This window comes from Streptomyces sp. NPDC020747, assembly GCF_044334695.1.
Classification (GTDB): Bacteria; Actinomycetota; Actinomycetes; order Streptomycetales; family Streptomycetaceae; genus Streptomyces.
In genome coordinates, this window is record NZ_JBIRTJ010000003.1 from 473805 (window position 1) to 500311 (window position 26507).

Genomic DNA, 26507 nt, shown 5'->3' on the forward strand with positions numbered 1-26507 from the left:
GATCACCGTGGACCGCCGCGGATCACCGAATCGGCCTGCGGATCCACACCTCGCGGCCGTAGGACGGGGAGTGAGGGGCGAGGACGCCCAGCTTCGACCAGCCCCAGGCGCGCACGGTCTCCTGGGCGGCGTTCACCGGACGGCCGCCGCTGCCACCGCTCCCGCGGTGACCGGCCCCTCCGCCCTCTCCGCCGGTGCTTCCTTCGTAGCCTTCTTCGTCGTCGGGTCCCTCCAGGTCCACGGCCGCGATGACGAGATCGGCGTCGAGCCGGGCCAGCAGCCGTTCGCTCAGGAGGGTCGCGACGCCGAGCCGGCGGTGGGCCGGCAGCACCATGAGCTCGGCGAGCAGGAAGGTACGGCCCGAGGCGGTGAGTTCCTCGATGTCCGTGGGCAGTTCGCCACGGAAGTCCGACCACCACTCGCCGGTCCGCTCCACCTGGAACCCGTACGCGCAGCCGGCCAGCCCGCCCGCGTCGGCGACCACCATGTCGAAGCCGATCTGCTGCACATGGTGCTCGAACCGGTCCAGGAAGCCCTGACGGTCGCGGTATTCGGCCCCCGCGGCCCCCCGGTAGGCCGAGACGTGCAGGTCAGCGACGCCTGCCCGCTGCTGCTCGGCCTGCCACCGGGACAGCCTGCGCAAGTACACCTCGGTCATACGGGTCCTCCCCAGGCCGCGGGACGGTCATCCCCCGATTCGGCATCATCACAGCAGGAGCCGCCGGGGTAAACGGGGCGTCGGGATCAGCCGGGTACCGCCCGGCACGCAGGTGGCAGCGCTCGTAGGGGGCGTACGGGCCGTACGCACGGGGGGCTATCCAGAACAGGCCGCCGGGCCTAGGCTCGGAGCCCAGTGAGGAGTGAGGCTCTTTCGGGAGCCGTCACAGCATCGAAGCCGCGTTCACCGGCTTCTCGCGCGCCCCTTGTCCCCGGGCGCATCCGCCCCCTGACCCCGGGCGTCAGGACGAGGCGGCGGTCTCCACCGCCGAGGCAACTTCCGTATCCCCGCCGCTCCTTCGCGGCCGGGCCCTTGACCACGTGTCCCTTTCGGCTCCCGCCACGGCGCACTCCCGCGTGCCGCGGCGACCCATGAGGGATCCCATGCCCTGCGACTCGCCGACCGGGGGGTGGCGCGACAGGGCGGTGCGGTCGCCGCCGGTACACCACCGGCGGCGACCGCCACACCACGCCTGACGGGCGGAGGGCGGGCGTACGAGGAGGACGGCGAGGACACCTTCCCGATGCCGCCCTCCCCCGCGCTCCGGGTCCCGACTAACCGACCGGTACCGGGGTCACCACCGCGGCCAGCGGATACGCGCCCGTTCCGAGGGCGGTGCCGACCGTGCCGCTCGCCGTCGTGACCGGCACGAGTTCACCGGCGTCGGCGGTCGTGACGTACGCCGTGCTCCCGTTCCAGTCGAGGGCGACGTCGAACGCGGACCTGCCGACGGTGACCGGGCTGCCGGGGGCGCCGGTGACCGTGTCGACGGGGGTGACCTTGTCGCCCGTGCTCGCGCTGACCCACAGGGTGCGTCCGTCCGGGGAGAGGGCGAGACCGTACGCCTGCTGTCCGTTCACGAGGAGCGTGGGGCGGGCGTCGTCGGTGGCGGTGTCGATCGGAGTGACCGTGGAACCACCGGAGTTGGACACGTAGACGGTCCTCCCGTCGGGCGCCGCGACGACGTTGAAGGGGTTCGGCCCGACGGGGATCGCCGTACCGGCCCTGCCCGCGGGGAGAGTTACGGGTGTGACCGTGCTGTCGTGGATGTTCGCCACGTACAGCGTGGACCCGTCCGGTGTGATCGCCATGTTCTCCGGACCGTCGCCCACCGCGATCTTCGCGCCCGCCGTGCCGGTCGCGAGGTCCACGGGCTGGACGGCGTCGTCGGAGTAGTCGGCGACCCAGAGGGTCTTCCCGTCCGGGGTGAGGGCGAGTCCGGCGGGCACGTCGCCGACCGCGATGGTGGCGGTCACCTTGCCCGTCGGTACGTCGATGACGCTGACCGAGTCGGACCCCTGGTTGGCGGCGTACGCGGTCCGTCCGTCCGCGCTGACGACGACCTCGCCGGGATTTCTGCCGACGGCGATCTCGGCCGACGCCCCGGTCGCCAGATCGACCGAACTGACCGACGCCCCACTGAAGTTGGCGGTCAGGGCGCGCTCGCTGCCGCCGTCGTCCGTCACCCGTACGGGAATGGCCCGGCCGACGAGCCCGTCCCCGCCGACGACGGCGGACCGCACCCCGCTCGCCGCCCCGTTCGCCGCCGTGAAGGTCACGGTGGCGGTTGCCGAGCCGCCCGCGGGAACGGTGACGGACCCCGAGGACGGGGAGACGGAGAGACCGTCGGGAGCCGCGATCCTCCAGGAGACGGTGCGGTCGGCCGTCGAACGGCTGTCGGCCACGGTGAGGGTGCTCGTGCCGCTCGCGCCCGGGGCCAGCGACAGCGACGACGGCTGGAAGGAGGCGTCCGGGCCGGGATCGGGAGCGGCCCGCAGCGTGGCGTCGTACAGGAACTGCTCCATGACACCGGGCGCGACCTGCTGCGGAACTGCGTCCAACTCCTTGCGCTGGGCCTGGAGTCGACCGTAGAGCGTCCGTACGGCGTCATCGTCCCCGGCCGCCTGCGCGACCATCAGCCGTACGGCCGTGCCGCCGGCGGTGCCGTAGGCGCCGAGCTTGTCCAGCCAGGGCGAAGTCTCGTCCAGGAAACCGGAGTTGCCGAGGCGGGCGCGGAGTTCGCCGGGAGCGGCGGCCATGGCGGTGAAGTAGGCGCGGAGCTTCCGGGCGGCGGCCGACAGCCCGTCCCCGCTGTCCAGCGCCTTCGTGAACGCGTCGATGAGCGGGGTGAGGGTGGGCGATTCGACTGGACTCAGCCGGGAGGAGTAGCTGTTCTCGGCGAAGATCCGCAGGGCCGGGGCCGCGCGCCCGCCGAGATCGGCGACCGAGGCGAGGAAGGAGGCCCTCGGGTCGTACGCGTCCGGGTTCCAGGCGAAGTCGGCGGAGGTGAAGAGAGCGAGCTTGCTGGCCTCGGCCTGGACCATGGGATTGGCGGTGATACCGGTGACGACGTCGGCCACACCCGCCTCCCGCCCCGTGTACGGGCCGAGCAGCAGCCGGCTCGTGGCGTAGTCGTTGACGGGGTAGTTGTCCCAGAGCAGAACCGGATGCCCGAACAACTCCCTTGCCCTGCGCGCCTGTTCGGCACTGATGGTGGGCGCGATGACACCGTCACCGGTCCACTCGACGACGACCGACGGGTCCAGCTTCTCCCGCAGGGCGGTCTTGTACGGGGAGTCGGCGAGGTCGGAGTACTCGGTCGGCACCATCTCCAACGGCGCGACGTCGGAATGGGCTTCGACGAAGCGGCCGACGACCGAGTTGAGCAGCGAGGCCTGTGCGCTCCCCGCCGCGCCGCCCCCGCTGCCGTACGCCTCCTCGTCCTCGGCGCAGTTCCAGTCGGTGTAACTGATGTCGTCCAGCGGCACGGCGAACGACCGCACGCCGATGGCGTACAGCGACTCGAACTTCGCCACGAGTGCCTTCGTGTCGGCGGGCGAGGAGTAGCAGACGGACAGGCCGGGCGAGAGGGCGTAGGTGAAGCGGACGTGGTTCGCGGCGGCGCGGTCGACGAGCTCCTTGAGCTGCGCGAGGCGTTCGGCGGGGTACTCGTCCCGCCACCTCGCCCGCAGATACGGGTCGTCCTTGGGCGAGTAGACGTACACGTTCTGCTTGGTACGCCCGTAGAAGTCCAGCTGGGACAGCCGGTCCCGCTGCGACCAGGGCGCCCCGTAGAACCCTTCGACCACCCCGCGGAGGGCGGCGGCGGGCCAGTCGCGGACGGTGACGTCGGGAACGGCTTTCCTCGCCCCGACCAACTGCCGGAAGGTCTGCGCGGCGTAGTACGTGCCGGTGACGTCCACCCCGGACAACGCGACCCGCCCCCGCCCGGCGGCAACCGCGTACCCTCCGGCCGGCAGTCCCCGGGGCGACTCGGCCCCGAGCCGCTCCAACACGTGTGCGGTGGCGGGGTTTTCGCGGGGCCCACCGACGTAGACGGTGAGCTCGGCGTCCGGCACGGCCCGACCCGCCACGACGGTCCGGATGGCCCGGGCCCCGGCGCCCCGCAGCACCCTCTCGACGAGCTTGCGCGCGGCGGGGTCGGTCCGACGGCCGACGACTGTGACGACGCGCTCGGGCACACGCCGGGAATCGCGACCGGCCTTGAACTCCTGTGGCTTCGGCCAGACTTGGGGGAGATGGGCGCTGGAGTCGGCGCGCTCGGCTGCGATGGCGGGGGCGGCTGGAGGGACGCCCAGCACGCCCAGGGCCAGGCCGGCGAGAAGCCCGACCGTGACCATCCTGGATCTCCGCTTCCGGTTCACTATTTTATCCATCGGCGAAAATGGTGGTGGATGGATTCACCGAGGGCAAGACCGCGTGGCCTAGGTGCCGATGGGCGGCTCGGTCGGCGGGTGCAGTTGGGCGAACTCCTCGGCGAGGATGCCCAGGAGGACGAGATCGTGGTGCCGGCCGGCGAGGAACACATGATCGCGGAGCCGCCCCTCCTCCACGAAACCGAGCCGACGATGGAGCGCCAACGACCCCTGGTTGTAGGCGAGGACCCGCGCTTCGCACTTGTGGTGGCGCCGCTCGGCGAACATGAACCGCAGCAGCATCACCACGGCTTCCGCCGCGTAGCCCTTGCGCCGGTGATCGGCGCCGACCGTGATGCCGTACTCGAACCGTCCCGCCTGCGGATCGGCGTCGTTGGAGGAGACGGCACCGACCATCTCCCCGGTGTCGAGAGCCTCGATCACCAGCCGGAAACAGTCACCATCGGGCTCGACCGCGGCCTGCTCCTTCGCCCAGGCGCGATACCCCTCGCCGGAACGGGGCGGCCGCACCGCATCCCCCAACCGCTCCTCATCCACGGCGAGCCGCATGAACCCGGTCCAGTCCTCGGGCTCGATCCCACGCAGCCGTATCCGGGTGCCTGTCCAGAAGGATGTCATCCACCATTGGATCAAGAGCAGGCACCGGGAGTCCAGGCCGAACAGTCTCGAACCGTGCTTTACCGAGAAGGCTTCAGTGCCATTCCTCGATTATTGCCCGAGGGGCGCGAGTGAGGGGTCCGAGTGAGGGGACCCCGCCGGTCAGGTGGTTCAAGCCGTGGAGGCGAGCGTCAAAGTCACGGCGTACCGCTTCTCGAATGTCCGCTTGGCCGCTTGAGCATGTCGTGTGGGCCGGTGGACCGGGTCGGAACAGGTCACAGTCGGATCACCACCAGTGCCGTGTCGTCGTCCGGGCCTCGGCGTGGGGCGGGGACCAGGTCGGTGAGGATGGCGTCCGCGAGGGGCTCGGGGGGCAGGGTGTGGTGGTGTTTGAGGCTGTGGGTGAGGCGGTGGAGGCCGTGGTCGATGTCTTCGCCGCGGCGTTCGATGAGGCCGTCGGTGTAGAGGACGAGGGTGGCGCCGGGGGTGTAGGACACCGTCGCCTGGGTGCGGAGGATGGTGTCGTCGCAGGCCGCCAGGGGCGGGTCGGTGGCCGTGTCCAGGAGGTCGACCGTTCCGTCGGGGTGGGCCAGGAGCGGGGGCGGGTGGCCGGCGCAGCTGTACGTGACCGTGTGGGCGGCCCGGTCGATCACGGCCTGGACGGCTGTCGTGGCGAGCGCGCCCTCGACGGTCTGCGCGTGCTGCGCGAGGGTCGTGAGCGCGTCCGCGGGCCGGCCGGTCGCGCGGATCGTGGCGCTCAGGGCGCTGCGCAGCTGGCCCATGACACCGGCCGCCTCCAGGCCGTGCCCGACGACGTCGCCGACCGCCGCGGCCAGCCGGTCCTCGTCGAGGTCGATCAGGTCGTACCAGTCGCCGCAGACGTTGAGGAAACTGGCCGCGGGCTGGTAGCGGACGGCGGCGAAGTCGTGCCGCGGCAGCGCGGTGCCGGGCAGCATGGCCCGCTGCAGCGTGACGGCGACCTCGTGCGTGCGGGCGTGCGCCTTGCGCAGCTCCTCGTTGAGTTCCTGCAGTTCCTGGGAGCGGGTCAGGAGGTCGGCGGTCATCGCGTCCTCCTGACTGAGCGTGGTGGGGGAGGCGCGCTGGGTGCCCGGCTTCCGGGCGGCGGCCTGGCGGGCACGGACCAGGGCCGTGACCTCCTCGACGCGGTGGGCGATGAGCGACACCCGTCCGTCCGCGTCGAGGACCGGGATGTTGACCGTGCTCCAGTAACGCTCCTCGAACACGCCGGGCCGGTCGGGCACCTCGACGTCGTACTTCTGCAGGGCCATGGTGTCCCGCTCGCCGGTGGCCAGCAGCCGTTCGAGCGACGTACGCAGGGTCCGGGCGCCGGTGGCCTCCTCGGAGGGGCTGTCGGGAAACACGTCGAAGATGAACCGGCCGACGAGCTCCTCCAGGCCACGGCCCGACACCTGCACATAGGCCCGGTTCGCGGAGATGATCGTCAGGTCGGGCGCGAGCAGCATGACCGGGCTGGGCAGGGCCTGGAAGACCTTCCCGAAGTCGATGTCGATGTCGATGCCGATGCCGCTCTCGCTGTCGGCTTCGGGAGAGGACGCGGGGGAGGGGGAGGGGGAGGGGGAGGGGGAGCTTGAGCTGGGCTGGGGGGACTCTGGATCGAGGTCCGCCGCGGTTTGCGCTTCCGCTTCCGCAGCGGCGTCCGAGTCCGTCCTGATGCCCGGGCTCTCTCTCCCACCAGGCGCATCACTGTCGCTCATGCCACCATGTCTACTCCCTCCCCCGGCTCCGTGCGACCCGGTCCCGGAACGGGCCCCTGCGCACTGACGTCAGGCGCGCAGGCGTGCGATTCGGCCATGGTGCGCCGCATCGGCCCGGCACCCCTGCTGGAGCCCTGGTGTCGTGGGCCCCGGCGGCGGCGGGGGCGCACCTCTGCGGAGCGCGCGACGAGCGTCGGCGGTGACTGTCGGCGTGCCCGGTCGGCGGGCTGGATCAGGCGGGTCGCCACGATGGTCAGGATCAGCAGCACACTGGCCACCAAGGCGCCGGTCCTGTCGGTCACCGCCCTGTGACCGGGTGACCGGGTGACCGGATGAACGGGTGACCGGGCCGGGTGACCGGGCCGGGCGAGCGCGTCCTCTTCGACCAGCGGAATCAGCGGCATCAGCGGAATCAGCGGCACCAGTGGCACCGGCGGAGGGCCGATCCCGTCGTCCTCCCGGGCTTCCGCGGCAGCCCGTGCCCCGTCGGTCGCCGGGGCGCCGTGCACGGCGTGTTCCGCGGTGATGAGTTCCGTGGCGGTCGCGGAGGCGCCGGACTCCGGAGGGATCACCAGGACGTCCCAGCGGCCGGTGGTGGGTGTGGGAGAACAGCGGGATCTCGTGGGGGGTCGGCTCCGTGGTGAACCAGCCCTCTTCTCCGGGCGGGCGAGGCGGCCGGCCGGGGTCTGCCGCGGCAGGTTCCCGCGCTGCTCCTCGGTGAGCGCGCGGCTCGTGTCCGTCTCGGTCGGACCGGGCGCGACCACGTTGCAGGTGATGTCCCGGGGCCCGAGTTCGTGGGTCAGCGACCGGGCGAGACCGACCGGACCCGCCTTCGACGCCGCGTGGTCGGTCTGTTCCGTGTCCGCAGTCCCACGACGGCCACGGCGAAGCCGACGAGGGCCAGTACGGCGGTCCAGAACGTGGCCGCGTACATGGCGTCGAGGAAGGCGCGGTCGGCGGTGGCCGCCAGTTCCGGCAGCCGGAGTGAACCGGCCAGTGAGCGGGCCGCCTCGGCGGAGGTGCGGGCCTGTTCCTCGGCTTCCGGCGTCAACCCACGCTCCCCGCCCGGGAGTTCGGCGTCCGCCATCCGCTCCCGGTACACCCCGGAGAGGATCGAACCGGTCATCGCCACCCCGAGCGTCCCGCCCACCTGCCGGGTGACGCTGTTGACGGCCGATCCGGCGCCCGCGAGACGCGGCGGCACCCCGCTCATCATCACGGCCGTGACCGGCGTACCGACCAGGCCCATCCCGAACCCCTGCACCCACAGCAGCGCGGCGACGGTCAGGATCGGGGTCCGTCCGTCGAACCACAGATAGCCGACGTACGTGGCAGCCGTGGCCAGGACCCCCGCCGCGACCGTCCACCGGGCCGAGAGCAGCCGGCTCAGCGCGGGGGACGCCTGACTGCCGAGGACGATGCCGACGGCCGCGGCGATCATGACCGTTCCGGCGTCGGCGGGGGAGAGCCCGCGCGGCCCCTGCAAGTAGAAGGCCGCGTAGAAGAGATGCCCGGCCAGCGCCATGAACGCGATCAGCAGCACCACGCTCCCGGCCGTGAACCCGGGCTGCCGGAAGAGCCGTAGGTCCAGGCTGGGGGCGGGCGAACTGCGCTGCCCGGCCACGAAGAGGGCGAGGAACGCGCAGCCCAGGAGGAGGGGGAGGAGTACGTGTGGGCCGTACCAGGTCCGTCCGTTGCCGAGTTCGATGATCCCGTAGACCACTCCGCCGAGACCGAGCACCGACAGGGCGAGACCCGGCAGATCGAGCACCCTGCGCCGGGGACCCTTCAACTCCGGTACGACGGCGACCACTCCGGCCATGCACAGGGCCACGATCGGCACGTTGACCAGGAACACCGAGCCCCACCAGAAGTGGCTGAGCAGCGCCCCGCCCACGACCGGGCCGACGGCCACCCCGAGGCCGCTGGAGGAGCTCCAGATCGCGATCGCCCGGGTGCGTTTCTCCTCCGGGGTGCTCTGCACGATGACCGACAGGGTCGCGGGCATCAGCAGCGCGCTGCCCGCACCCATGGCGGCCCGCGCCACGATCAGCCACGCGGGACTGGTCGCGAAGGCGCCCGCGCCGGAGGCCGCGCCGAACAGCGCGAGCCCGGCGAGGAGCGTGTTCCGGGGGCCGAAACGGTCGGCCAGCGCGCCGCCCGCGAAGAGCGTGCCGGCGAAGACCAGGGTGTAGGCGCTCGCCACCCACTCCAGCTCGGCGGGGGTCGCGCCCAGGCCGTCGACCGGGTCGGCGAGCGTGGTGACGGCGACGTTGAGGACCGAGGTGTCCAGCCAGATCAGCATCTGGGCGCAGACCACGACGAGGAGGACCGGCCAGGACCGGGACGGGACGACTCCCTTCTCCTCCACCCGGTTCACGGCGGTCATCGGCTGCCTCCCCTGTCGTCGAGATCCGCGTAGCTGCGCAGCGCCCGGTCGACCAATGCGTCGGCCGCGCCCGTGTAGTGGGCCGGGTCGAGCAGGTTCGACAGCCGTGCAGGGGTGAACTGGGCCGAGAGTTCGGGGTGTTGGGCCAGCACCTCGGCGAGGGGGCGCCCGGTGTCGGCCGCCTCGGCCGACGCGGCGGTCAGCAGCTTCTTCGCGCGCACCTTGCCGAGCGCCGGGGCCAGCACCACCGTCAGCCGCTCGGTGACGAGCGCGCCCCCGGTCAGTTCGAGGTTGGCCAGCATCCGCTCCGGGTGGACGACCAGCCCCTCGGCGAGCTCGACGGCGGTGTGCGCGGCCCCGCCCGCCAGCCGCAACGCCTCCCGCAGCGGCTGCCATTCGGCGTGCCACGCCCCGGCGGGCCGCTCGTCCTCGGCCAGCAGACACTGGGCCAGTACGAGGGCATGGGCGGGCACCTGACGGGCGGCCGACACGATCAGCGTGGCGAGCGCGGGGTTGCGCTTCTGCGGCATCGCCGAGGAGGCCCCGCGCCCGGCCGCCGCGGGCTCGGACACCTCACCGATCTCGGTACGGGACAGCGTCTGCACGTCGAGCGCGAACTTGCCGAGCGCGCCGGTGACCAGCTGGAGCACCGCCCCCACCTCCGCGACGGGCGTGCGCACGGTGTGCCAGGGCAGCACCGGCTCGGCCAGCCCCAGCGCCTCGGCGAACGGGCGGAGCAACTCGACTCCGCCCTCGCCGCCGATGCCGACCGGGTTCCGGCCTTCGCTCCCGTCCCCGCCCTCGCCACCTGCTGGGTTCCCGTCCTCCCCGCGGTCCAGCAGGGCGTACTCGCGGTACGCGGCGAGCGTCCCGGCCGCTCCCCCGAGCTGGGCCGGGAGCGCGGAGGCGACCGCCCGCACCCGGACCAGGGCGTCGCCGACCAACTGGAGCCAGCCCGCCGCCTTGAGACCGAAGGTGGTGGGCACCGCGTGCTGGGCCAGGGTGCGACCGGCGAGCACGGTGTGGCGGTGGGTGTCGGCCAGCGCGGCCAGGGCTGCGCCGGTGCGTTCCAGGTCGGCGGCGATCAGACCGAGCACCCGGCGGGCGACCAGCATGGCCGCCGAGTCGAGGATGTCCTGGCTGGTCGACCCCCGGTGTACGTACTCGGCGGCGGCCGTGTCCTTGGCGGCGACCACCTCGGTGAACGCCGTCACCAGCGCGACCACCGGGTTGGCCGCGGCCCGGGCCGCGTGGGCCAGGGCGACCAGGTCCAGCCGGTCCGCGCGGGCCACCGAGGCGATCGCCTCCACCGCGGCGGCGGGTGTCAGTCCGACCGCGAACTGGGCCCGGGCCAGGGCCACTTCGGCGTCCAGCATGGCCTGCAGCCACGCCTCGTCGGTCACCTCGGCCGCCGCGGGCGTACCCGCCCAGGTGGGGGCGAGCAGGCCGGCGTCGGTACCCACGGACATCACCTTCACGCTTCTCGACCTTCTTCGCCTGATATTTGACGTATCGTCACATCCCGTGGGAGTGGCGGTACTTCGGCCTCCGGCAGCATCAGCGCCGCCCGCGCGATCGCGTCCGAGTCCTCCAGCGTCACCGAGCCGACGCCCGGCCGGATGCCGACCGCCGTCACCCAGCGCACCCCCTCCGTCGGCACCCCGAAGGCGAACCGCCGCGGGTGTGCCCGGCCCGCCGCGTCGACCAGCCGGGGCGGATTCCTCGTCACCGCGAGCCCACCCGTCTCCCGGCCGCCCAGCCGGTACGGGGCGCAGTCACCGGCCGCCAGCAGCCCCCGTAACAGGGGATCGGCGCTCCGCCGCACATCGACGACGGGCAGCCGCGCCTCGACGAGTGCGCGGACCGGCACCGGGGGCTCGGGCACCTGCTCCGCGTCCACGAGGAAACCGCCGTCGCGCGCGGAGGGCCGTACGCGCATCCCCGGGCCGAGTACGTGCACCACCTCGGCCTCGATCAGCGCGATCAGCTGCTCGATGCGGAAGGCGGGCGGGCCGATCGACGTGTAGGCGTTCAACGGCGTGTACCAGCCGTCCAGTTCGGCCCGGTACGACGTGCCGGACACCCCACCGTGGTCGACGACGAGCCGTATCTCGTTGCGCAGGTCCCGCAGGGCGTCCAGCGCGGCCTTCACCGGTCCGGTCACATTGCCCAGCCGGGCCTCGGCGACATCCCGCCGCAGATACTCAAGGAGCCAGTGCCGGAAGTCGTCACGGCCGGTGAAGTCCCGTTCTCCATAGGGCCGTTCGATCCGCCGCCAGTCCCACGGCTCGGCGGGCGGCACCCCGTACCGGTCGGTCCATGCCTCGTCGTGGACGGTCCGCACCTCGCGGTCGATCAGCGGCCAGATGTCGTCGCGGAAGGAGACGGGGTGCCCGTCGTTCGCGCGCCGCCGCAGCCCGGCGATGACCTCCGGGGTCAGAAAGCGGGGGTGGTGGCGGCCGAGCGCGCCCTTCTCGTTCTCGCCGCGTGCGTGGTACGGCACCCCGCGCCGCGAACCGGCGTACAGCACGGGCTCGTTGCCGCTCGGCAGGTACACCAGGCCGGACTGGCTCTCCTTGAACGTGCCGCCGCGGCCCTCGGTGAGCAGCGCCACGCAGTCGAAGAAGTTCAGCCCCAGGCCGCGCAGGGCGACCGGCGTGCCCGGTGCGATCCGGCTCAGGTCGGCGTCGGCAGGGTTGGCGGGCCGTACGTAGAGCGAGCCGTTCCGTTCGGCGAACGAGCCCAGCGCACGCTCCTCCGGGCTCGGCGTCAGGTCACCGTGGCCGAGCGCCAGCACCACCGAGTCCAGCCCGGCCAGTTGATCACCACCTGCCAGGGTCACCGTCTGCCGCCCGTCCGGGGTGTCCGCCAGCGCGACCGCGGTCGTCCGGTGCGTGTGGACGGTCACCCCGGGAGGGGCGGTGCGTAAGAGATGCCGGAAGACCCACTCCAGGTAGTGGCCGTGGAAGGCCCGGGTCGGATAGGTGTCCGGGCCGAGCCGCCGCGCCTCCTCCAGGACCCGGTCCGGGTACGCCTCGGCCGAGGGCTCCCCTTCGCCGCCGATCGCGCGCGCCCACTCGTACAGGCTCGGCCCCGGCACCGACGGCCCCGCACAGGCCACGCTGTCGTCGGTGAACAGGGTCACCTGGGAGGCGACCGTGTTCATCAGCAGCTCGCCCGGCTGGTCGGTACGCCACACCGCGCCCGCGCCGGGCGGGTACGGGTCGACGAGGTGGACGGTGACCGGCCGGGCCGGCGCGACGGCCCGGCCCGCGTCCGGCCGGGCGGCCATGTCCGCCTCCGCCTCAGATTCCGCCTCCGCCTCCGCCTCCGCTTCTGCTTCCGCGTCCGCGTTGGCGCAGATCCGCTCCAGGACCGAGAGGCCGCGCGGACCGGCACCGATCACGCACACGGTGAGGGCGTCACCGGGCCCGGTCACTCCCGGCCCAGCCCGTCGCGCCAGCTCGGCCGCAGCGGCTTCCAGCCCAGTTCCGTACGGGCCCGGTCGTTCGCCGCGCCCCGCGCCGCGGTGAGCTGGTGGGTCATGAACCAGCCGAGGAGCCGGGGAGCGAGTGCCGCCGGAATCGTCCGCGGGGGCGGGCCGCCCAGCGTGCGGGCGAAATGCGGCAGCCACTGCGCGGCCGGGGCCGGATCGTCGTCGGTCACGTGGAAGACGCCGGTGGCAGCCGACTCGACCGCCGCCACGGCCGCCCCCACCGCGTCCACCACATGCACGAACGAGGTGATCCCGGCCCCGTCCCCGGGCAGCGGGAACCTCCCGGCCAACACCCGTTGACCGGTCCCGCCGATACGGGCGTACCCGGTCCCGGGCCCGTACAGGGTGCCGTACCGCAGCACCACGCCCGCGAGGTCGGGGCCGCCGTCCAGGACCTGCCGTTCCAGCTCGGCGACGGCCCGTACGGTGGCGGCCCAACCGGCGTCCGGGGCATCCACGTACAGCGGCGCGTCCTCGTCGAGGACCGGGTCCCCGGCCGGGGCGGCGGCGAAGGCGACGGACTGCGCGACCAGCCGCCGGGCGCCGGCCGCACGGGCCGCCGCGACGAGATTGGCGGTCCCCTCGGTCCGCAGCCGCGCGGTCAGCGCGAAGGCCTCAACGGGGTCGGTGGGCAGCAACCGCAACGCCGTCAGCTGGTGGACGACCACCTCGGGCCGGGTGGCCGACACCGCGGACAGCATGCCTTCCCGGTCCAGGGCGTCGGCGACCACGACCGCGTCCGCCTCCGGAGCCCGGGCCCGGGACTCCTCCCGTACCAGCGCGCTCACCTCATGGCCCCGCGCCCGCAGCGCGCCCACCAGCGGATGTCCGATCACACCTGTGGCCCCGGCGACAAGTACGCGCACGGTTCAGCCCTCCGTGGTGGTGGCGGAGGAAACGGGAGCGGGGGGAGTGACAGGCGTGGCGACCCGCATCAGCAGACGGCACGCCTTGTCGCCGTCGCGCAGACAGCTCTCGGCCCGGTTCTCCGTCAGGGTCACGCCGAGCCCCTCGGACCAGCCCGCGTGGATGTCGGTGCACGGGCACCGGTAGCCCTCCAGCGAACCGGCCATCCGGACCATGGTGATGGCGAAGTTCCGCCGCAGCGTGAGCACGATCAGGCCGTCGTCCTCGGTCACCTCCTCGACCTCGGTGGAGGCGTTGCGCAGCTCCCGCAGGAACATCCGGTCGCCGCACTCGTCGTAGCGGCGGCGCAGCTCTTCCAGGGATTTGCCGTTGTCGCCGCTGCCACCCTTTTCACCGCTGTCGCCGCTGTCCGGGAGCGGTCCGGACCTGCGGGTTACGCGCTGTCCGACGTGCAGGGCGACCTTGCGGAGCGCCTCGGCGTTGATCTCGTTCGCGGCCTGCTGCCCGAAGCGGCTCGCCACCCCCTGGTACCAGTGGGCGTCGTGCTGCCACCACAGCCGGTACGCCTCCACCGTCTGCGCGCGCTGGTTGACCTCGTCGGCACTCACACCTGCCCCCTGGCGGCGAACCGGTCGCGCATCACGCGTTTGAGGACCTTGCCGGTGGCCCCCTTGGCCACGTCGTCGGGCTTCATCCGCAGGGCGCGGGTGACCGGGGGGAACCCGGCGGCGGAGAGCACGGCGTTGACCCGCCCGATCCACAACTCGTCCCCGTCGCCGCTCTCTTCGTCGGCGCCCTCGTCGTCCGCGCTCTCCTCGTCGGCGAGTTGGAGCAGCGCGTACGCCTCGGCCTCCCCGTCGCCGTCCCAGTCGGCCCGTACGCCCTCGGGTGCGACCCCGACGACCGTGCAGTCGGCCAGCTCGGGCAGTTCCCGCAGCAGGAGTTCCTCGGTGCGGGTGCTGAAGAGGATCCCGTCGCGGGTGCGGACGGCGTCCGGTGCCCGGTCCAGGTGGTAGAAGTTGCCCTCCTCGTCCTGCTGCGCGAGGTCCCCGGTGAGCCAGTAGCCGCCCAGCCGCATCCGGTTCCAGGTCAGCGAGTCGTTCCAGTAACCGGGCGTGAGTGTCGGCGACTTGAGGCCGAGGCGGCCGATCCGCCCGGGCGGCAGCGGGGTGCCGTCCTCGGCGAGCACGGCGGCCTCGGCGAAGCTGATGGGCTTGCCGACACAGCGCGAGTACGCGGACGTGTCCTTGGTGTGCCGGTTGTGGAAGACCGAGTACCCGGCCTCCGAGGAGCCGAGCCCGTCCACGAAGACGGAGCCCTCGACGTGTACGAGCCGCAGGTCCTTGCCCATCGTCCGGTGGCTGCCGTGCTGGACGAGGGCCCGGATGTGCGCCTCGTGGGCCGCGTCCCCGGTGTTGAACCACACCTGCACGCTCGACAGATCACGGTCCGCGAGCGTCTCGGCGGCCATCTCGCCGAAGGTCCCGGCGAAGGCGAGGACGGTGGTGGGCCCGAACTCCTCGATGGCATCCAGCACTTGGGCGCCGCGCTGGCTGGAGAGCAGCTTGATGTCCGTACGCAGCAGCAGGCAGTACAGCAGTGTCGCCACCATGGCGTTGTGCGCGCCCGGCAGCCCCACCAGGGTGCGGGCCATGTCGGTGCCGGTGGAGTAGCGCAGCCGGTGCACCTGCGCGTACATCAGCGTCCGGTGCGTGTGCGGAACTCCCTTGGGCATACCGGTGGTTCCGGAGGAGTGCGAGATGAGCACCGGGTCGGTGGGGTCGTGCCGGTACGGATAGGAGGACGGGAGCAACTCGCGGTGCTCCGGGCGGATGTCGGCGGCGGTGACGCAGAAGCCGAGCCGGTCCGCCCCTTCTGCCCCCTCCACCGGCGACAGCACGTCATGGTGCTCGCGGTCGGTGAAGGCGCCGACCGCGCCCTGCCGTCGTACGTACTCCCGGGCGGTCTCCGGGGGCAGATTGCCGTTGACGAACGAGGGGACGGCGCCGAGGGCCGTCAGCGCCAGGAAGTTCACCGCGAACTCGGTGCTGGAGTAGGAGTGGACGGCGACCGGGTCGCGGGGCCGCACACCCTGGGCGGCGTACCGGCCGGCGTACGTCTCGACCACCTCGTTCAGCTGCCCGAGCGTCAGCGTCTCGGGCCGGCCGCCGTCCGGCGCCCGCCAGCCGCCGTCCGTCCACAGCACGGGTTCGTCGAGCGGCCGGCCGTACGCGGTCAGGCGCTCCAGTACGTTGCCGGCGCCGAGTTCGGTGTCGGAGCAGATCCGCGCCCGCTCCTGTCTACTGATGAGCATGGGTCTCCGTCTCGTTCCTTGCGTCGGTCGTTGCCTCTGTATCGGCGGTGAGGAGGAACGCGGGCGCGCGCGAGCCGGTCACCAGGAGGTGACTCCCGCCCTCCCGCAGTAGCCGCTGGTGGGCGGCGGCCAGGTCGAACAGGCTCTGGATGTCGCCGGGCCGCCGGGCAACGTCAGTGCCGCTGTGGGTTTCGGTTTCGTTGTCGTACGCCTCGGCCGACCGGATCGAGACCGGTGCTCCGGTGCCGGGGCGGCCGAGCAGGACCGCCGCCGCGAGTCCGGCGGACGCGGGAAGTGCCGGGGCCAAGTGGCCGTGACCGTCGGCCAGTTCCTCGTGCACGGCGGTCAGCCGCTCGCTGCCGCCCAGCTCCACGCCCACCACCAGGACCCGGTCCACCTCCGGGTCCTCCAGGAGGAGATCCGCCATGGAGAGCAGTTCGGTCACCGGGTCGTCGAGGGTGGAGAGGCTGAACATCTGGCCGGTGATCCCGAACTCCCGGCTCAGACAGCCGAGTACGGAGTTGGGGGTGGCCTGCATGAACAGCAGCGGGTTGTGGACCCGCCCGGAGACCATGCGCCGGCTGGCCACGTCCGCGGTGGTGGTGTCACCGGCCGTACTCGCCAGTGCCACCGCGGTACGCGAGCCTCCCCCACTCTCGGCTCCGCTCGACCGGGAGGTGCCCCCATCGGGCCGTTCGGCGAGGCACTGCCGGGCGGCCTCGTACGCCAGCGGGCTGAAGGCCGACTCCACGAAGCCGGGAAGCCTCGGCAGCGGGATGTCGTCGTCCCGCCCGGTGCCGTGGGTGGCGGTGGCGGTGGTGAGGATGCCGAGGGGTGAACGTAGCGTGGTTTTACGGGAGTTCGCGGTGGCAGTCGTGGTGTTCCCGTTCCTGGTCTTGGTGTTCCCGTTCCTGGTCGTCGTGTTCTGTGTCGGGGTCACGGCCGCTCCAGAACGAGTGCGGTGTTGGCGCCCCCGAAGGCGGCGTTGACGGTGAGGGCCCGGCGGGGGTCGGCCCGGCGCGGCTCGTTCGGCACGTAGTCGAGGTCGCACTCCGGGTCGGGCGCGGTGAATCCGGCGGTCGGCGGCAGTACGCCGTCCGTCAGGGCCAGCATCGTGATGACGAACTCCACGACGCCCGCCGCCTCCAGGAGATGGCCGGTGGTGCTCTTGGTCGAGCTGACCGGTATCGACTCGGCCCGCTCGGGGAAGGCGGCCCGCAGCCCGCGGGTCTCGGCCCCGTCGTTGTACTTGGTGCCGGTGCCATGGGCGTTGACGTAGTCGAGGGCGGTCCCGTCCGGGTCGCCGGCGAGCCGCATCGCCTGCCGGGCCGCGCGGGCGAGTCCGACACCTTCCGGGTGCGGCTGGGCGATGTGGTGGGCGTCCGAGGCCGCGCCCCAGCCCACCACGTTCGCCAGCGGCCGGGCACCGCGGCGCCGGGCATGCTCCGCGGACTCCAGCACGACGGCGGCCACACCGTCGCCGAGCAGCAGCCCACTGCGGTCGGCGCTGAACGGCCGCACCATCCCGTCACGCGACAGCGCCCGCCCGGAGTCGAACTTCCCGAACGTCTCCTCCTCCACCAGATAGCCGCCCGCGCAGACGGCCACGTCGATCCGCCCGGAGGAGATCAGCCGGCAGGCGTGGATGATCGCGGCGGCGGAGGCGACACAGGCGTTGGTGAAGGTGAGCCGGGGCCCGGTCAACCCGAGCTCCCCGGCGAGGAGTTCGGTCAGCCGAGCGGGCACGGCGTCGGCGACTCGCTTGGTGGCGGTGGAGGTGGAGGTGGCGGTGGCGGGCGTGGCATCGGCAACTCGCTCCATTCCGGTGGAGGTCCCGCGCGCGGGCGCCTCTTCGGGGGCGCGACCAGCCACATCCGACCCGCGGCCCGCATCCGACCCGGCGCCCCGCCAATACCGCGTCACGCTCGTGTGATCCCCGGCCACACCGAGCAGTACGGCAGCCTCCGTCCCCGGGGCGAGCCCCGCCATGGAAAGGGCTTCGGCGCCGCACTCGGCGAGGGCATACCGCAGGGCCCAGCCCTCGACACCGCCGGGCCCATCGGCCGCGGCCCCCGCCATCGCCGTACGGTAGGGCTCGGTGTCGAACCGGGTCGTGGCCGTGAACGACGGAACCCCCGCGAACACCCCCCGCCGCAAGGCGTCGGCCCCCGTACCGAACGCGGTACGCACACCGAACCCGGTGACGGTCACGTCACCGCTCATCGGGGCCGCCCCCTTCCGGGCGGTCCGTCTGGGCGGCGCGCAGATAGTCGGCGAGCCGCCGCAGCGAGGTGAACCCGGCGATGTCCTCGTAGCTGGGCTCCACGACCAGCCCGTACCGCTCCTCCACCACGTGCAGCAGCCACACCAACCCCAGGGAGTCCAGGATCAGTTCGGTGTCCTCACCGAGTTCGTCGGGCACGCCGGGGAAGATCTTGCGGTCCGCCAGCAGTTCGCGGACGGTGTCGGTGGTGAGGGGGGAGAGCGCGGGTTCCCCCTCGCGTGCGTCGCTCGCCGTGGCCCCCGTACTCATGCCTTGGCACCGCGTCGGACGATCTCGGCGACGAGGGAGCCGAGGGTCAGGGTGGCCAGGGGTTCGATGTCGGTGTCCGGTATCTCCACACCGAACCGCGACTCCAGCCGCAACGTGAGCTCGATCAGACTCAACGAGTCCAGATCCAGCCCACCGACGGTCACCGGACTCTCGTCCGTGATGCCGTCACGGCTCATCAGGATGTTCATCTCGTCGATGACGGTGCCCAGCACGAACTCACGGATCTCGTCTTCCAACGTTGACGTACTCATGATCAGAAAACTCCAGTGAAGGAAAATCCAGTGAACGAAAATGGGGGGCGCCCACTTCAGGGGCGCGGGGCGCGTTCACGCAACAGCGTCGGCTGGCGCACGAGCTTCCCGTTGGACGTACGAGGCAACGCGTCCAACAGCCGTACCACCCGCGGCAACTTGTAGTCGGCGAGCCGCTCCCGACACCACCGCAGCAACTCCTCGGCGGTAGGCCCCTCGCCTGCGGCCGAACCGGCGGCGGCGGAGGTCACGACGTACGCCTCGGTCACACCCTCGTGAACCACGATCGCCTGCTCAACCGCGGGATGCCCCCGCAGCACGTTCTCGACCTCGGTGAGGTCGACCTTGAGACCGCCGATCACGACGAGGGAGTCGGCACGGCCGTGCACCCGCACGGCCCCGGTGCCGTCCACCGTCGCCCGGTCCCGCGTACGCAGCCAGCCGTCCGCGTACTGCGTACCGCCGGAGTCGAAGAGGTACGGCGACTCGTCGAGGGCGACGTCCAGTTCGCCCTGCCGTACCCGTACGACCATGCCGGGCGCGGCCGGGCCGACCGACGGCCGCAGCGTGCCGCCGACGTCCATGGCGACGACGCCGCTCTCGGTGGTGCCGTAGGACTCGCCGACCGGCACCCCGTACCGCTCGGTGAACCGGGCGGCGACGTCCGGCGGCATCAGTTCGCCGCCCGACACCGCGACCCGCAGGTCGGGAAGTTCGGGGGGATCGCCGGCGGCGGCGAGCAGTTCGTAGTGCATCGGCACCCCGAACAGGGCGGTGACCCGGTGGTCCACCGCGGTCCGCAGGAGGTCGCGGGCCGAGATCCGGGGCGCGAAGACGACGGAGACGCCGGCCGCCAGTGAGTGCAGCAGCCCGGCGACCAGGCCGAAACTGTGCGCCGTCGAACTGAGCAGCAGTACGCGGTCGCCCTCGCCCGGCATCCCGGTGATCCCGGCGAAGCGGTCCACCTCGGCGGCGAGCGACGCGGCGGTCCTGCCGATCACCTTGGGCCGCCCGGTGGAGCCCGAGCTGAACTGGACCAGTCGGTGCCCGGTGGTGGCCGGCCGGCCCGTTCCACGGCACTCGGTGACGACCTCGTACTCGGGCCGGAAGCCGAACGTCGCCTGGACGTTGGAGCCCGCCCGGACCATGAACTGCGGCCGGCAGGACGTGCAGAGCGCCGCCACCTCGGCCGGTTTGAGCCGGAAGTCGAAGAGCATGACCTGTGCGCCAAGGCGCCACAGCGCGAGCAGCACCTCGACCTGGGTGAAGCTGGGCGGAGTCCGCAGCCCCACGGCGCTGCCCGGCCCGATGCCGAACCCGGCGAACACGGCGGCCTGCTTGGCCACCCGCTCCCGTAACTCGCCCCGGCTGACGGTCTCCTGTTGATGTGTCAGATACGGCAGGGTGTCGTCCCGCGAGTCGAACAGCCGCCGGACGAGGGAACCCATCCCGCCCGTCCCGTCGTCGTCCACGGGACCGCTGGACAGGTCGCCGGCTCTCAGGGGGTCTCTCAGGCCGCCGGCCATCAGACCTCCTTGCAGAACTCGCCGATGGGCAGGCCCACATGGCGCTTGTCCGTGGCCAGATAGCCGAGCAGTTCGTCGCCCGTCCGCAGTTCGGTGACGTTGAGGACCTTCCCGCCCGGGCCGAGCACCCGTACGTGCCAGTCGTCCTGCACGGTCAGACTGACCAGCCGTCCGTCCTCGGCGTGGGTACGGATCTCCAGGAGCGGCCGGGACTCCAGCTTGGCGCGGCCGACCACGACCCGCCGGGTGCGGCCGTCGGCGCCGACCCCGAGCAGGACGCTGCCGGAACCCACCTCGCTGAGGTAGCTGGTGCGGTTGTCGGGCCCGAGCGTGTACGAGTGCAGGGCACCGGCGTTGACCCGGAACGGCCTGGTCGGCATGTACGGCAGCGGGTGGGTCTCGCTGCAGCAGAGCACGAACCCGGAGGAGTACGAGCCGACGAGGATGCCCTCGTCCTCCTCGAAGTGCGAGCAGGTGTCCACGCAGACCCGGTCGCCGAGTCCGACGTGCCGGATGCTCTCCACGGTCAGTGTGGACAGCTCCAGTTGGGGTGTGGTGGCCTCCAACAGCCCTGCCAGCGCGAACACTTCGTCGGCGCTGCGGGGCGTGAACAGGATGCCGTCCGAGCCGCGTTCGAGGACGTCGAAGACGATGGCCGCCTCCTCCAGACCGTCCACGACGGTCACCAGTTTACCCTCGGCCGACTCGGCCGCGGCGAGCACGATCTCCAACGGGATCTTGGTCGGGTCCGCGAAGTGGATGACGGTGTACGGCAACGCCATGGCGCCCGCGCAGGACAGGGTCAGGGTGCGGTCGTCCCGTACGTCGACGAACCCGGCGGCGGGCGTGCCACCAGCGGCACGGTTGTCCGCGGCGAGGGCGTCCAGCTCCTCCTGGGTGCCGAACTTCCGCAGGTGGAGGTCTATTCCGGTGCTGGCACCGGCACCGGCACCGGCGCTGGTGACGGCCGGGGAACTGCCCTTCCCGGAGGGGAGGTTGGCACTCTTCACCTCCTTCTCGCTGAGCTTGTCTCCGGGCTTGTCGCTGGACCTGTCGCTGGACCTGTCACCGCCGGGCTTCTTCGCGGCGGCCGCGCCCGTAGCCGTAGCCGGAGCATCGGTGACCAGCACCCGGGTCACCGTCGGCGGCAGCGTCCCGAGCAACTCGGCGTCGGTGGCCACGACTCCGGCCATGCGGCTGTGGACGGCCGCGTCCACCACCGCCTGGAGCTGCGGACGGGGGACCTCACGGAGATCGATCCATGCGAACCTCATGCGACTCCTGCCACGATCGTCGAATAGTTAGTCATGCGCATGTCATCTGTGATGCCGTTGCCGCCGGGCACACCGTGGACGACCGCCGCGAGCCGGGACACCAGCGCGGCGGGCGAGGGGGCCGAGAAGATCCGGCGGCCGATGGCCAGCCCCCGGCAGCCGGTGGCCATCACGGCGGCGCCGTACTCGACCAGGTCGGAGCCGTCCGGCGGACCGCCGGCGGCGAGGACGGGGATGGGGCTGTTGGCCACGACCTCGGCCATCCGGTCGATCGGCAGGGCGACGGAGGTCTTCACCATGTCCGCGCCCAGGTCGGCGGCGACGTTGGCCAGATGGGCGAGGAGGCCGGGGTCGCGAGGGTCCTCGATGCGGGGGCCGCGGGGGTAGACCATCGCGATCAGCGGCATGCCCCACGCGTCGCAGGAACGGGCCACCGCCCCCAGGTCGGCGAGCTGCTGGGCCTCGGTGTCCGAGCCGATGTTCACATGGACGCTGACCGCGTCGGCGCCGAGCCGCAGCGCCTCCTCGACGTCGGCGACCAGCACCTTGGCGTGGACGTCGGCGGAGCGGGCGGTGCTGGCGCTCAGGTGCACCACCAGGGCGCAGTTCTTCAGGATGTCCGGCGGCAAGGCGCTCGCCCGCCCCTTGTGGACGATGATCCCGTCGGCCCCGCCGGCCACCAGTGCGCGCAGCAGGTCGTCCCACTTGTCGGCGGGGACGATCGGGCCGTCCGAAACGCTGTGGTCGAGCGGGACGAGCAGGTGCCGGTCGTCACCCGCGAGCGAAAGTCTTCTCAAGCGTAATAGCTTGCCAGTTTTCAGCATGGGTAATGCGCCTTCCCAGCCCGGAGGCCGCATTTAAGAAAGCCGAACCGCGACATCCTGTTGCGGTCTCCATGTCCGAAAAACGATGGTCGTAGAACTTTCAAGTTCAGTCGGCCATCAGCATTCACGCGTAATCGCCCGTTGGCAAGGCGTGATCATCGGCGAATTTTTATTCGGGGTCGGGAATTAATATTGACAGTGATTTGACAGGTATGGCGGGGTTGACGCCACCGGAGGGTGCTGTTCGTGGGGTGTTGTGTGGCAAATGCCAAGGTGGCGGGTGTGGTGTGCTCTATGCGCATTGAGGAGGTCTGCCCCCGCGCGTGACCGCATCGGACGCTTTCCCACGGATGTACGGATGTCACGTGTAAATGGCAGACAATTCTCGCGCGTGTTCGGTTATTCGGACGTGTGGTTTTTCTTTCGGGCTTCCTTGTCGAAATTGAATTTTCGGGCTTAGGGTGTCAGGCGCGCTCCGGAACGTGTTTCATGCGAGGCCGTCCCCCCATCTGCACCCGGACCGTACGGACCGGGCGTACCGGAAGTGACTCCCCATGCCCGAATTACCGTTCAAGACCGCTCCCGAGACCGCCGGCCCCAGACCGGCCGCGTCCCCACCGCCGGCGGCGAAGACCGCCGAGCCGTCCGCCGGGAGGGCCGAGGCCCCGCGGGTCGCCGTCGCCAGCCTGGTCGGCACCACGATCGAGTACTACGACTTCGCGGTGTACGGCACCGCGAGCGCACTCGTCCTCGGCCCCGCCTTCTTCCCCTCGGGCAACGCCACCGTCTCCTCCCTGGCCGCGTTCCTCACGTTCGCCGCGGCCTTCCTCTCCCGCCCCCTGGGCGTCGTCCTGTTCGGCACGATCGGTGACCGGCTGGGCCGCCGAAAGGCCCTGGTCGCCTCGCTCCTGCTGATGGGCGTGGCCACGGTCGGCGTAGGACTGCTCCCCACGTACGAGAGTGCCGGACTCCTCGCCCCCGTACTGCTGGTGACGCTCCGTCTGCTCCAGGGCGTCAGCATGGGCGGCGAGTGGGGCGGCGCGGTGCTCCTCGCCGCGGAACACGCACCGCCCGGCCGCCGCGCGCTGTACGCGTCCATCCCGCAGGCCGGCCCCTCGCTCGGCTTCCTGCTCTCCACCGCCGTCATCCTGCCCACCCTGAACATCGTGGGCCGGGACGGTTTCGTCGACTGGGCCTGGCGCATCCCGTTCCTGCTCAGCACCGTGCTCGTGGTGATCGGCCTGTGGGTGCGTACGACGGTCTCGGAGTCACCGGTGTTCGACGCGACGACGGACCGCAGGACGCGGCCGCCGGCCGAACCCGTGACGTCCTCCCGCTTTCCACTGGTCACACTGCTCAAGCGGTACCCCGGCCGGGTGCTGCTCGGCACGGGCGCGGCGATCGGCGGCTCGGCCGTCTACTACCTGACGATCGTCTACAGCATTTCGTACGGGCCCAAGGAACTCGGCATCCCCCAGAACACCATGCTGACGGCCGCGAGTATCGGCGCGGCGGCCGGAATCGCCATCACCCTCCCGGTCGCCAGGCTGTCCGACCGGATCGGCCGCCGCCCGGTGATGCTGACCGGGGCCGTCGGCTGCGTGGTGTGGGCGATACCCATGTACGCCTCGCTCAGCTCACGCAACGGCCTGGTGATCACCGGCGCCTACACGGTCGGCCTGATGCTCCTCGCGCTGATGTTCTCCCCGGTGGCGGCCTTCCTCCCGGAGCTGTTCCCGGCCCGGCTGCGCTACACCGGCGCCTCCGCGGCCTTCATCCTCGCCAACACCCTCGGCGGCGGCTTCGCCCCACTGGTCGCCACCTGGCTGAACACCCACTGGGAATCCCCCCTGGTCCTCGGCTTCTACACCGGCACCCTCTGCCTACTGAGCCTCCTGTGCCTACTGGCCCTCCCGGAGACCCGAGACCTGGAGTTCGACAGCTGACGGGACCCCGGTCAGGGGCCCCGACCGGTGGGGCCGGCCCCAGTTCACGGTGGGCGGCCCCGGGTCGGCAGTGTCGGCGGGGCGAATGCTGCCGTGTCCGGCAAAGGCGCGTGCCCGGCGGGCGGTGACAGGGTGTCGGACATGGCCGACGTGCGGGAAGTGAGTTGCCGCCCCTTCGGAGGACGTGTCCTGTGGTTCTTCGTCGGGCTGGGGGTGGCCGGGGCGGGTGCGGCCGCGGTGCGTCTGGCGTACGGGGGACCGGATGCGGGGCTGGGCGTCGGCCTGCTTCTCGGGCTGGTGGGCGCCTGGGCGTTGTACAAGGCGACCGCGCGGGTACGCGCCGACACGTACGGCGTGCACTCCTGGACGCTGCTGCGCCGCCGGAGCGTGCGCTGGGGAGACATCGCCGGCGTCCGCGTACGCCTGAAGTACGCGCACACTTCGCGGGTCCAGGACACCCGTGGCGTCAGCCTGTTGCTGCGTGACGGACGCAGGCTGCTCCTGCCGCAGCCGCGGAGCTGGTCCCACGACGACCCGGACTTCGACGCGAAGGTGGACGCGTTCCGTGCGCTGCACCGGCTCCACGGAACACCGGAGTCGGGCCACGTCGCCGTCGTCTCGTACCGCACCGCCGGGCGCGGGTGGGCCGGGTCGCTGGCGTTGTGCGTGCTGCTGCTCGGGGGCGCGGGCCTGGCCGCCTGGTCCGTGCCGGACGCCGCGTCGGGGGAGCGGGCATGGCGTTCGGCCACCCCGTGCACCGCCGGGACACCCGCCGCGGAGCGCGACGAGTGCCTGACCACCCTGACCGCCGTGATCGCACGGACCGACGCCACCCGGTCCAGGAACAAGAGCAGTTGGCTGTACTTCGTCGGCGGCCGGCCGATGGACCGGCTCGCGGTTTCGTCGGACGGCGCGGAGATGTTCCGCCCCGGCGACAGCGTCGAACTGACCGTCTGGCGCGGTGAGGTGAGGGAGGTCGTCGGCGAGCGTCACGTGTACCGACTGCACGTCACCGCCTCCGGAGAGCTGGCCGTCGTCGCTGCCGTGTGCCTGCTCGGCGCGGGCTACCCCGCCGCCCGGGTGCTGCTCCGCCTGCGCGGGCGCCGGCTGCCCGACGACGAGGTCCTCCCGTCGGCCCTGCCGTTCGCGGGCGCCCTCGTCGGCACGGCCCTGTGGCTGCTGCCGCTCGCCCACCTCCACCCCACGACCCTGCTCACCGATCCCGTGGCGATCACCTGGGCGGTCACGGGCTCGGCGGCCACACTCGCCTTCCTCGTCCGGGCGTGGCGTGCCACCCGCATCCGTACGCCCGGGGAGAACGAAGCGACCGGAGTCACGGGAGTGACAGGAACGGGAGCGACAGGAGGGGACAGCGGGTTCGCCGAGGTGCCGGACCCGGAGGACGACGTGTTCCTGGCCGCCCGCTTCCTGGATCACACCGACTACAACCCGTACGGCTTCGGCACCCATGTCGTCCTCGGCGGCGGGCCGCTCGCGGTGACGCCCCACCCCGGCCCGGGCAGGTTCGCGGCGAAGCCGGTCCCGGTGGAGCGGCTCGTGGTCACGGAGGTGCGGCGCGTCCGGGGCAGCGACGGCGACACCGTCCCCAGCGGCTGGCACATCGCCGAACTCGACGACGAGGGCACCCTCGTCCGTCTCGCGGCGGCCCCGGCCGACCTGACCCGCGTACTCCACGAACTGGCCTCCGACCCGCTCAGGCGGGAGTCTCAGGTGCCCCGTTCGCGGCGCGGCGGTACTCGGCGTTGATGCGCTGTGCTTCCTCTAGCTGGTCCTCGAGGATGACGATGCGGCAGGCTGCTTCGACAGGGGTTCCCTGGTCGACGAGTTCGCGGGCGCGCGCGGCGATCCGTAGCTGGTAGCGGGAGTACCGCCGGTGCCCGCCCTCGGAGCGGAGCGGAGTGATCAGCCGTGCCTCGCCGATGGCCCGGAGGAAACCCGGGGTGGTGCCGAGCATCTCGGCTGCCCGGCCCATCGTGTACGCGGGGTAGTCGTCGTCTTCCAGACGACCGCTGAGCGGAGTATCTGCTGTCATGTCACCTCGTTGACCAACGCGTCGAGGGGCCCTGGCGCCGAACGGCACCAGGGCCCCGAAGGAAATTGAACACCATCTGTCGGCTCTACTGCTGCGCCGACCTTCTGATTCCGCAGTCCGGCCCGGTAGACGGGCGGGTGTGCGGGGATCGCGAATGCGTGACCGTGGACCACCTTCCAATCCGGGGTCTTGCGGTACCCGGCCGGATGATGCCCTGGCCGGGCGATCCTGATGGCGTCTGCTCCTTCCCTTCTTACTCGGGACCTGTGGTGAAACTGTCGTCCT

21 protein-coding genes and 1 pseudogene are annotated in these 26507 nt (G+C 71.9%); 2 read left to right on the forward strand and 20 right to left on the reverse strand.

Annotation, left to right across the window (positions count from 1 at the left end; translation table 11 throughout):
• Positions 1–22 precede the first annotated feature (22 nt).
• The 19 genes and pseudogenes from ACH4YP_RS11305 to ACH4YP_RS11395 all read right to left on the reverse strand — a co-directional run bounded on the left by ACH4YP_RS11305 (position 23) and on the right by ACH4YP_RS11395 (position 22223).
• Positions 23–658 carry a hypothetical protein gene (locus tag ACH4YP_RS11305; RefSeq protein WP_361066917.1) on the reverse strand — a complete coding sequence of 212 codons (636 nt, stop codon included), beginning with the start codon at positions 656–658 and terminating at the stop codon, positions 23–25.
• 614 nt (positions 659–1272) lie between these two features.
• Positions 1273–4359 carry a beta-N-acetylglucosaminidase domain-containing protein gene (locus ACH4YP_RS11310; RefSeq protein WP_398490355.1) on the reverse strand — a complete coding sequence of 1029 codons (3087 nt, stop codon included), beginning with the start codon at positions 4357–4359 and terminating at the stop codon, positions 1273–1275.
• Positions 4360–4443: 84 nt separating this feature from the next.
• Positions 4444–5013: a GNAT family N-acetyltransferase gene (locus ACH4YP_RS11315; protein ID WP_398490357.1), complete on the reverse strand. Its 570-nt coding sequence runs from the start codon at positions 5011–5013 to the stop codon at positions 4444–4446.
• Positions 5014–5267: 254 nt separating this feature from the next.
• The gene (locus ACH4YP_RS11320) at positions 5268–6728 is read right to left on the reverse strand and encodes a PP2C family protein-serine/threonine phosphatase (RefSeq protein WP_398490359.1); all 1461 of its coding nucleotides are present in this window, start codon (positions 6726–6728) and stop codon (positions 5268–5270) included.
• Positions 6725–7300, reverse strand: coding sequence for a hypothetical protein (locus tag ACH4YP_RS11325; RefSeq protein WP_398490561.1), 576 nt, complete (start codon positions 7298–7300; stop codon positions 6725–6727). Before ACH4YP_RS11325 ends, ACH4YP_RS11320 begins: the two co-directional genes overlap by 4 nt.
• 138 nt (positions 7301–7438) lie before the next feature.
• Positions 7439–7531, reverse strand: a pseudogene (locus tag ACH4YP_RS11330) (beta-ketoacyl-ACP reductase); the annotation flags it as partial.
• Positions 7528–9117, reverse strand: coding sequence for an MFS transporter (locus tag ACH4YP_RS11335; protein WP_398490361.1), 1590 nt, complete (start codon positions 9115–9117; stop codon positions 7528–7530). The gene ACH4YP_RS11335 and the pseudogene ACH4YP_RS11330, both read right to left, overlap by 4 nt.
• Positions 9114–10586, reverse strand: a complete 1473-nt coding sequence (locus ACH4YP_RS11340; RefSeq protein ID WP_398490363.1) for an adenylosuccinate lyase family protein — start codon at positions 10584–10586, stop codon at positions 9114–9116. Before ACH4YP_RS11340 ends, ACH4YP_RS11335 begins: the two co-directional genes overlap by 4 nt.
• Before the next feature lie 5 nt (positions 10587–10591).
• The gene (locus tag ACH4YP_RS11345) at positions 10592–12556 is read right to left on the reverse strand and encodes an FAD/NAD(P)-binding protein (protein WP_398490364.1); all 1965 of its coding nucleotides are present in this window, start codon (positions 12554–12556) and stop codon (positions 10592–10594) included.
• Positions 12553–13479 (reverse strand): NAD-dependent epimerase/dehydratase family protein, encoded by a 927-nt coding sequence (locus ACH4YP_RS11350; protein WP_398490365.1) that lies wholly within the window; start codon positions 13477–13479, stop codon positions 12553–12555. The genes ACH4YP_RS11345 and ACH4YP_RS11350 overlap by 4 nt, the downstream gene beginning before the upstream one ends.
• Before the next feature lie 3 nt (positions 13480–13482).
• On the reverse strand, positions 13483–14088 hold the full coding sequence (locus tag ACH4YP_RS11355; protein WP_398490367.1) for a hypothetical protein: 606 nt from the start codon (positions 14086–14088) through the stop codon (positions 13483–13485).
• A complete protein-coding gene (locus ACH4YP_RS11360; protein ID WP_398490369.1) occupies positions 14085–15794 on the reverse strand; it encodes a class I adenylate-forming enzyme family protein in 1710 nt (569 codons plus the stop codon). Before ACH4YP_RS11360 ends, ACH4YP_RS11355 begins: the two co-directional genes overlap by 4 nt.
• Positions 15781–16734 carry a hypothetical protein gene (locus ACH4YP_RS11365; RefSeq protein ID WP_361064989.1) on the reverse strand — a complete coding sequence of 318 codons (954 nt, stop codon included), beginning with the start codon at positions 16732–16734 and terminating at the stop codon, positions 15781–15783. Before ACH4YP_RS11365 ends, ACH4YP_RS11360 begins: the two co-directional genes overlap by 14 nt.
• Positions 16731–18017 carry a beta-ketoacyl-[acyl-carrier-protein] synthase family protein gene (locus ACH4YP_RS11370; RefSeq protein WP_398490372.1) on the reverse strand — a complete coding sequence of 429 codons (1287 nt, stop codon included), beginning with the start codon at positions 18015–18017 and terminating at the stop codon, positions 16731–16733. Before ACH4YP_RS11370 ends, ACH4YP_RS11365 begins: the two co-directional genes overlap by 4 nt.
• Positions 18007–18327 carry an acyl carrier protein gene (locus ACH4YP_RS11375; protein WP_361064984.1) on the reverse strand — a complete coding sequence of 107 codons (321 nt, stop codon included), beginning with the start codon at positions 18325–18327 and terminating at the stop codon, positions 18007–18009. Before ACH4YP_RS11375 ends, ACH4YP_RS11370 begins: the two co-directional genes overlap by 11 nt.
• A complete protein-coding gene (locus ACH4YP_RS11380) occupies positions 18324–18599 on the reverse strand; it encodes a phosphopantetheine-binding protein (protein WP_361064981.1) in 276 nt (91 codons plus the stop codon). The genes ACH4YP_RS11375 and ACH4YP_RS11380 overlap by 4 nt, the downstream gene beginning before the upstream one ends.
• Before the next feature lie 56 nt (positions 18600–18655).
• Complete coding sequence (locus tag ACH4YP_RS11385) at positions 18656–20047, reverse strand: class I adenylate-forming enzyme family protein (RefSeq protein ID WP_398490546.1); 1392 nt, start codon at positions 20045–20047, stop codon at positions 18656–18658.
• Positions 20048–20124: 77 nt separating this feature from the next.
• On the reverse strand, positions 20125–21399 hold the full coding sequence (locus tag ACH4YP_RS11390; protein WP_398490375.1) for a 3-dehydroquinate synthase II family protein: 1275 nt from the start codon (positions 21397–21399) through the stop codon (positions 20125–20127).
• Positions 21396–22223 carry a 2-amino-3,7-dideoxy-D-threo-hept-6-ulosonate synthase gene (locus tag ACH4YP_RS11395; RefSeq protein ID WP_398490376.1) on the reverse strand — a complete coding sequence of 276 codons (828 nt, stop codon included), beginning with the start codon at positions 22221–22223 and terminating at the stop codon, positions 21396–21398. The genes ACH4YP_RS11390 and ACH4YP_RS11395 overlap by 4 nt, the downstream gene beginning before the upstream one ends.
• Positions 22224–22777: 554 nt before the next feature.
• Here ACH4YP_RS11395 and ACH4YP_RS11400 point away from each other — a divergent pair.
• Both ACH4YP_RS11400 and ACH4YP_RS11405 read left to right on the forward strand, forming a co-directional pair.
• Complete coding sequence (locus tag ACH4YP_RS11400; RefSeq protein ID WP_398490377.1) at positions 22778–24169, forward strand: MFS transporter; 1392 nt, start codon at positions 22778–22780, stop codon at positions 24167–24169.
• 141 nt (positions 24170–24310) lie between these two features.
• Entirely contained in the window at positions 24311–25936 is a 1626-nt protein-coding gene (locus ACH4YP_RS11405) for a PH domain-containing protein (RefSeq protein WP_398490378.1), read from the forward strand.
• Here the strand turns inward: ACH4YP_RS11405 and ACH4YP_RS11410 are convergent.
• On the reverse strand, positions 25884–26222 hold the full coding sequence (locus ACH4YP_RS11410) for a MerR family transcriptional regulator (protein ID WP_361064967.1): 339 nt from the start codon (positions 26220–26222) through the stop codon (positions 25884–25886). The two genes, ACH4YP_RS11405 and ACH4YP_RS11410, sit on opposite strands and share 53 nt — an antisense overlap.
• Between the last annotated feature and the right edge of the window lie 285 nt (positions 26223–26507).

Excerpts from the sequence above, each read along its gene's own strand:
- ACH4YP_RS11390 (WP_398490375.1), bottom strand. The coding sequence starts at position 21,399 with ATGAGGTTCGCATGGATCGATCTCCGTGAGGTCCCCCGTCCGCAGCTC.
- ACH4YP_RS11385 (WP_398490546.1), bottom strand. The coding sequence starts at position 20,047 with ATGGGTTCCCTCGTCCGGCGGCTGTTCGACTCGCGGGACGACACCCTG.
- ACH4YP_RS11320 (WP_398490359.1), bottom strand. The coding sequence starts at position 6,728 with ATGAGCGACAGTGATGCGCCTGGTGGGAGAGAGAGCCCGGGCATCAGG.
- ACH4YP_RS11305 (WP_361066917.1), bottom strand. The coding sequence starts at position 658 with ATGACCGAGGTGTACTTGCGCAGGCTGTCCCGGTGGCAGGCCGAGCAG.
- ACH4YP_RS11400 (WP_398490377.1), top strand. The coding sequence starts at position 22,778 with ATGCCCGAATTACCGTTCAAGACCGCTCCCGAGACCGCCGGCCCCAGA.
- ACH4YP_RS11380 (WP_361064981.1), bottom strand. The coding sequence starts at position 18,599 with ATGAGTACGTCAACGTTGGAAGACGAGATCCGTGAGTTCGTGCTGGGC.
- ACH4YP_RS11310 (WP_398490355.1), bottom strand. The coding sequence starts at position 4,359 with ATGGTCACGGTCGGGCTTCTCGCCGGCCTGGCCCTGGGCGTGCTGGGC.
- ACH4YP_RS11360 (WP_398490369.1), bottom strand. The coding sequence starts at position 15,794 with ATGCTCATCAGTAGACAGGAGCGGGCGCGGATCTGCTCCGACACCGAA.
- ACH4YP_RS11340 (WP_398490363.1), bottom strand. The coding sequence starts at position 10,586 with ATGTCCGTGGGTACCGACGCCGGCCTGCTCGCCCCCACCTGGGCGGGT.
- ACH4YP_RS11315 (WP_398490357.1), bottom strand. The coding sequence starts at position 5,013 with ATGACATCCTTCTGGACAGGCACCCGGATACGGCTGCGTGGGATCGAG.
- ACH4YP_RS11335 (WP_398490361.1), bottom strand. The coding sequence starts at position 9,117 with ATGACCGCCGTGAACCGGGTGGAGGAGAAGGGAGTCGTCCCGTCCCGG.
- ACH4YP_RS11395 (WP_398490376.1), bottom strand. The coding sequence starts at position 22,223 with ATGCTGAAAACTGGCAAGCTATTACGCTTGAGAAGACTTTCGCTCGCG.
- ACH4YP_RS11410 (WP_361064967.1), bottom strand. The coding sequence starts at position 26,222 with ATGACAGCAGATACTCCGCTCAGCGGTCGTCTGGAAGACGACGACTAC.
- ACH4YP_RS11405 (WP_398490378.1), top strand. The coding sequence starts at position 24,311 with ATGGCCGACGTGCGGGAAGTGAGTTGCCGCCCCTTCGGAGGACGTGTC.
- ACH4YP_RS11375 (WP_361064984.1), bottom strand. The coding sequence starts at position 18,327 with ATGAGTACGGGGGCCACGGCGAGCGACGCACGCGAGGGGGAACCCGCG.
- ACH4YP_RS11370 (WP_398490372.1), bottom strand. The coding sequence starts at position 18,017 with ATGAGCGGTGACGTGACCGTCACCGGGTTCGGTGTGCGTACCGCGTTC.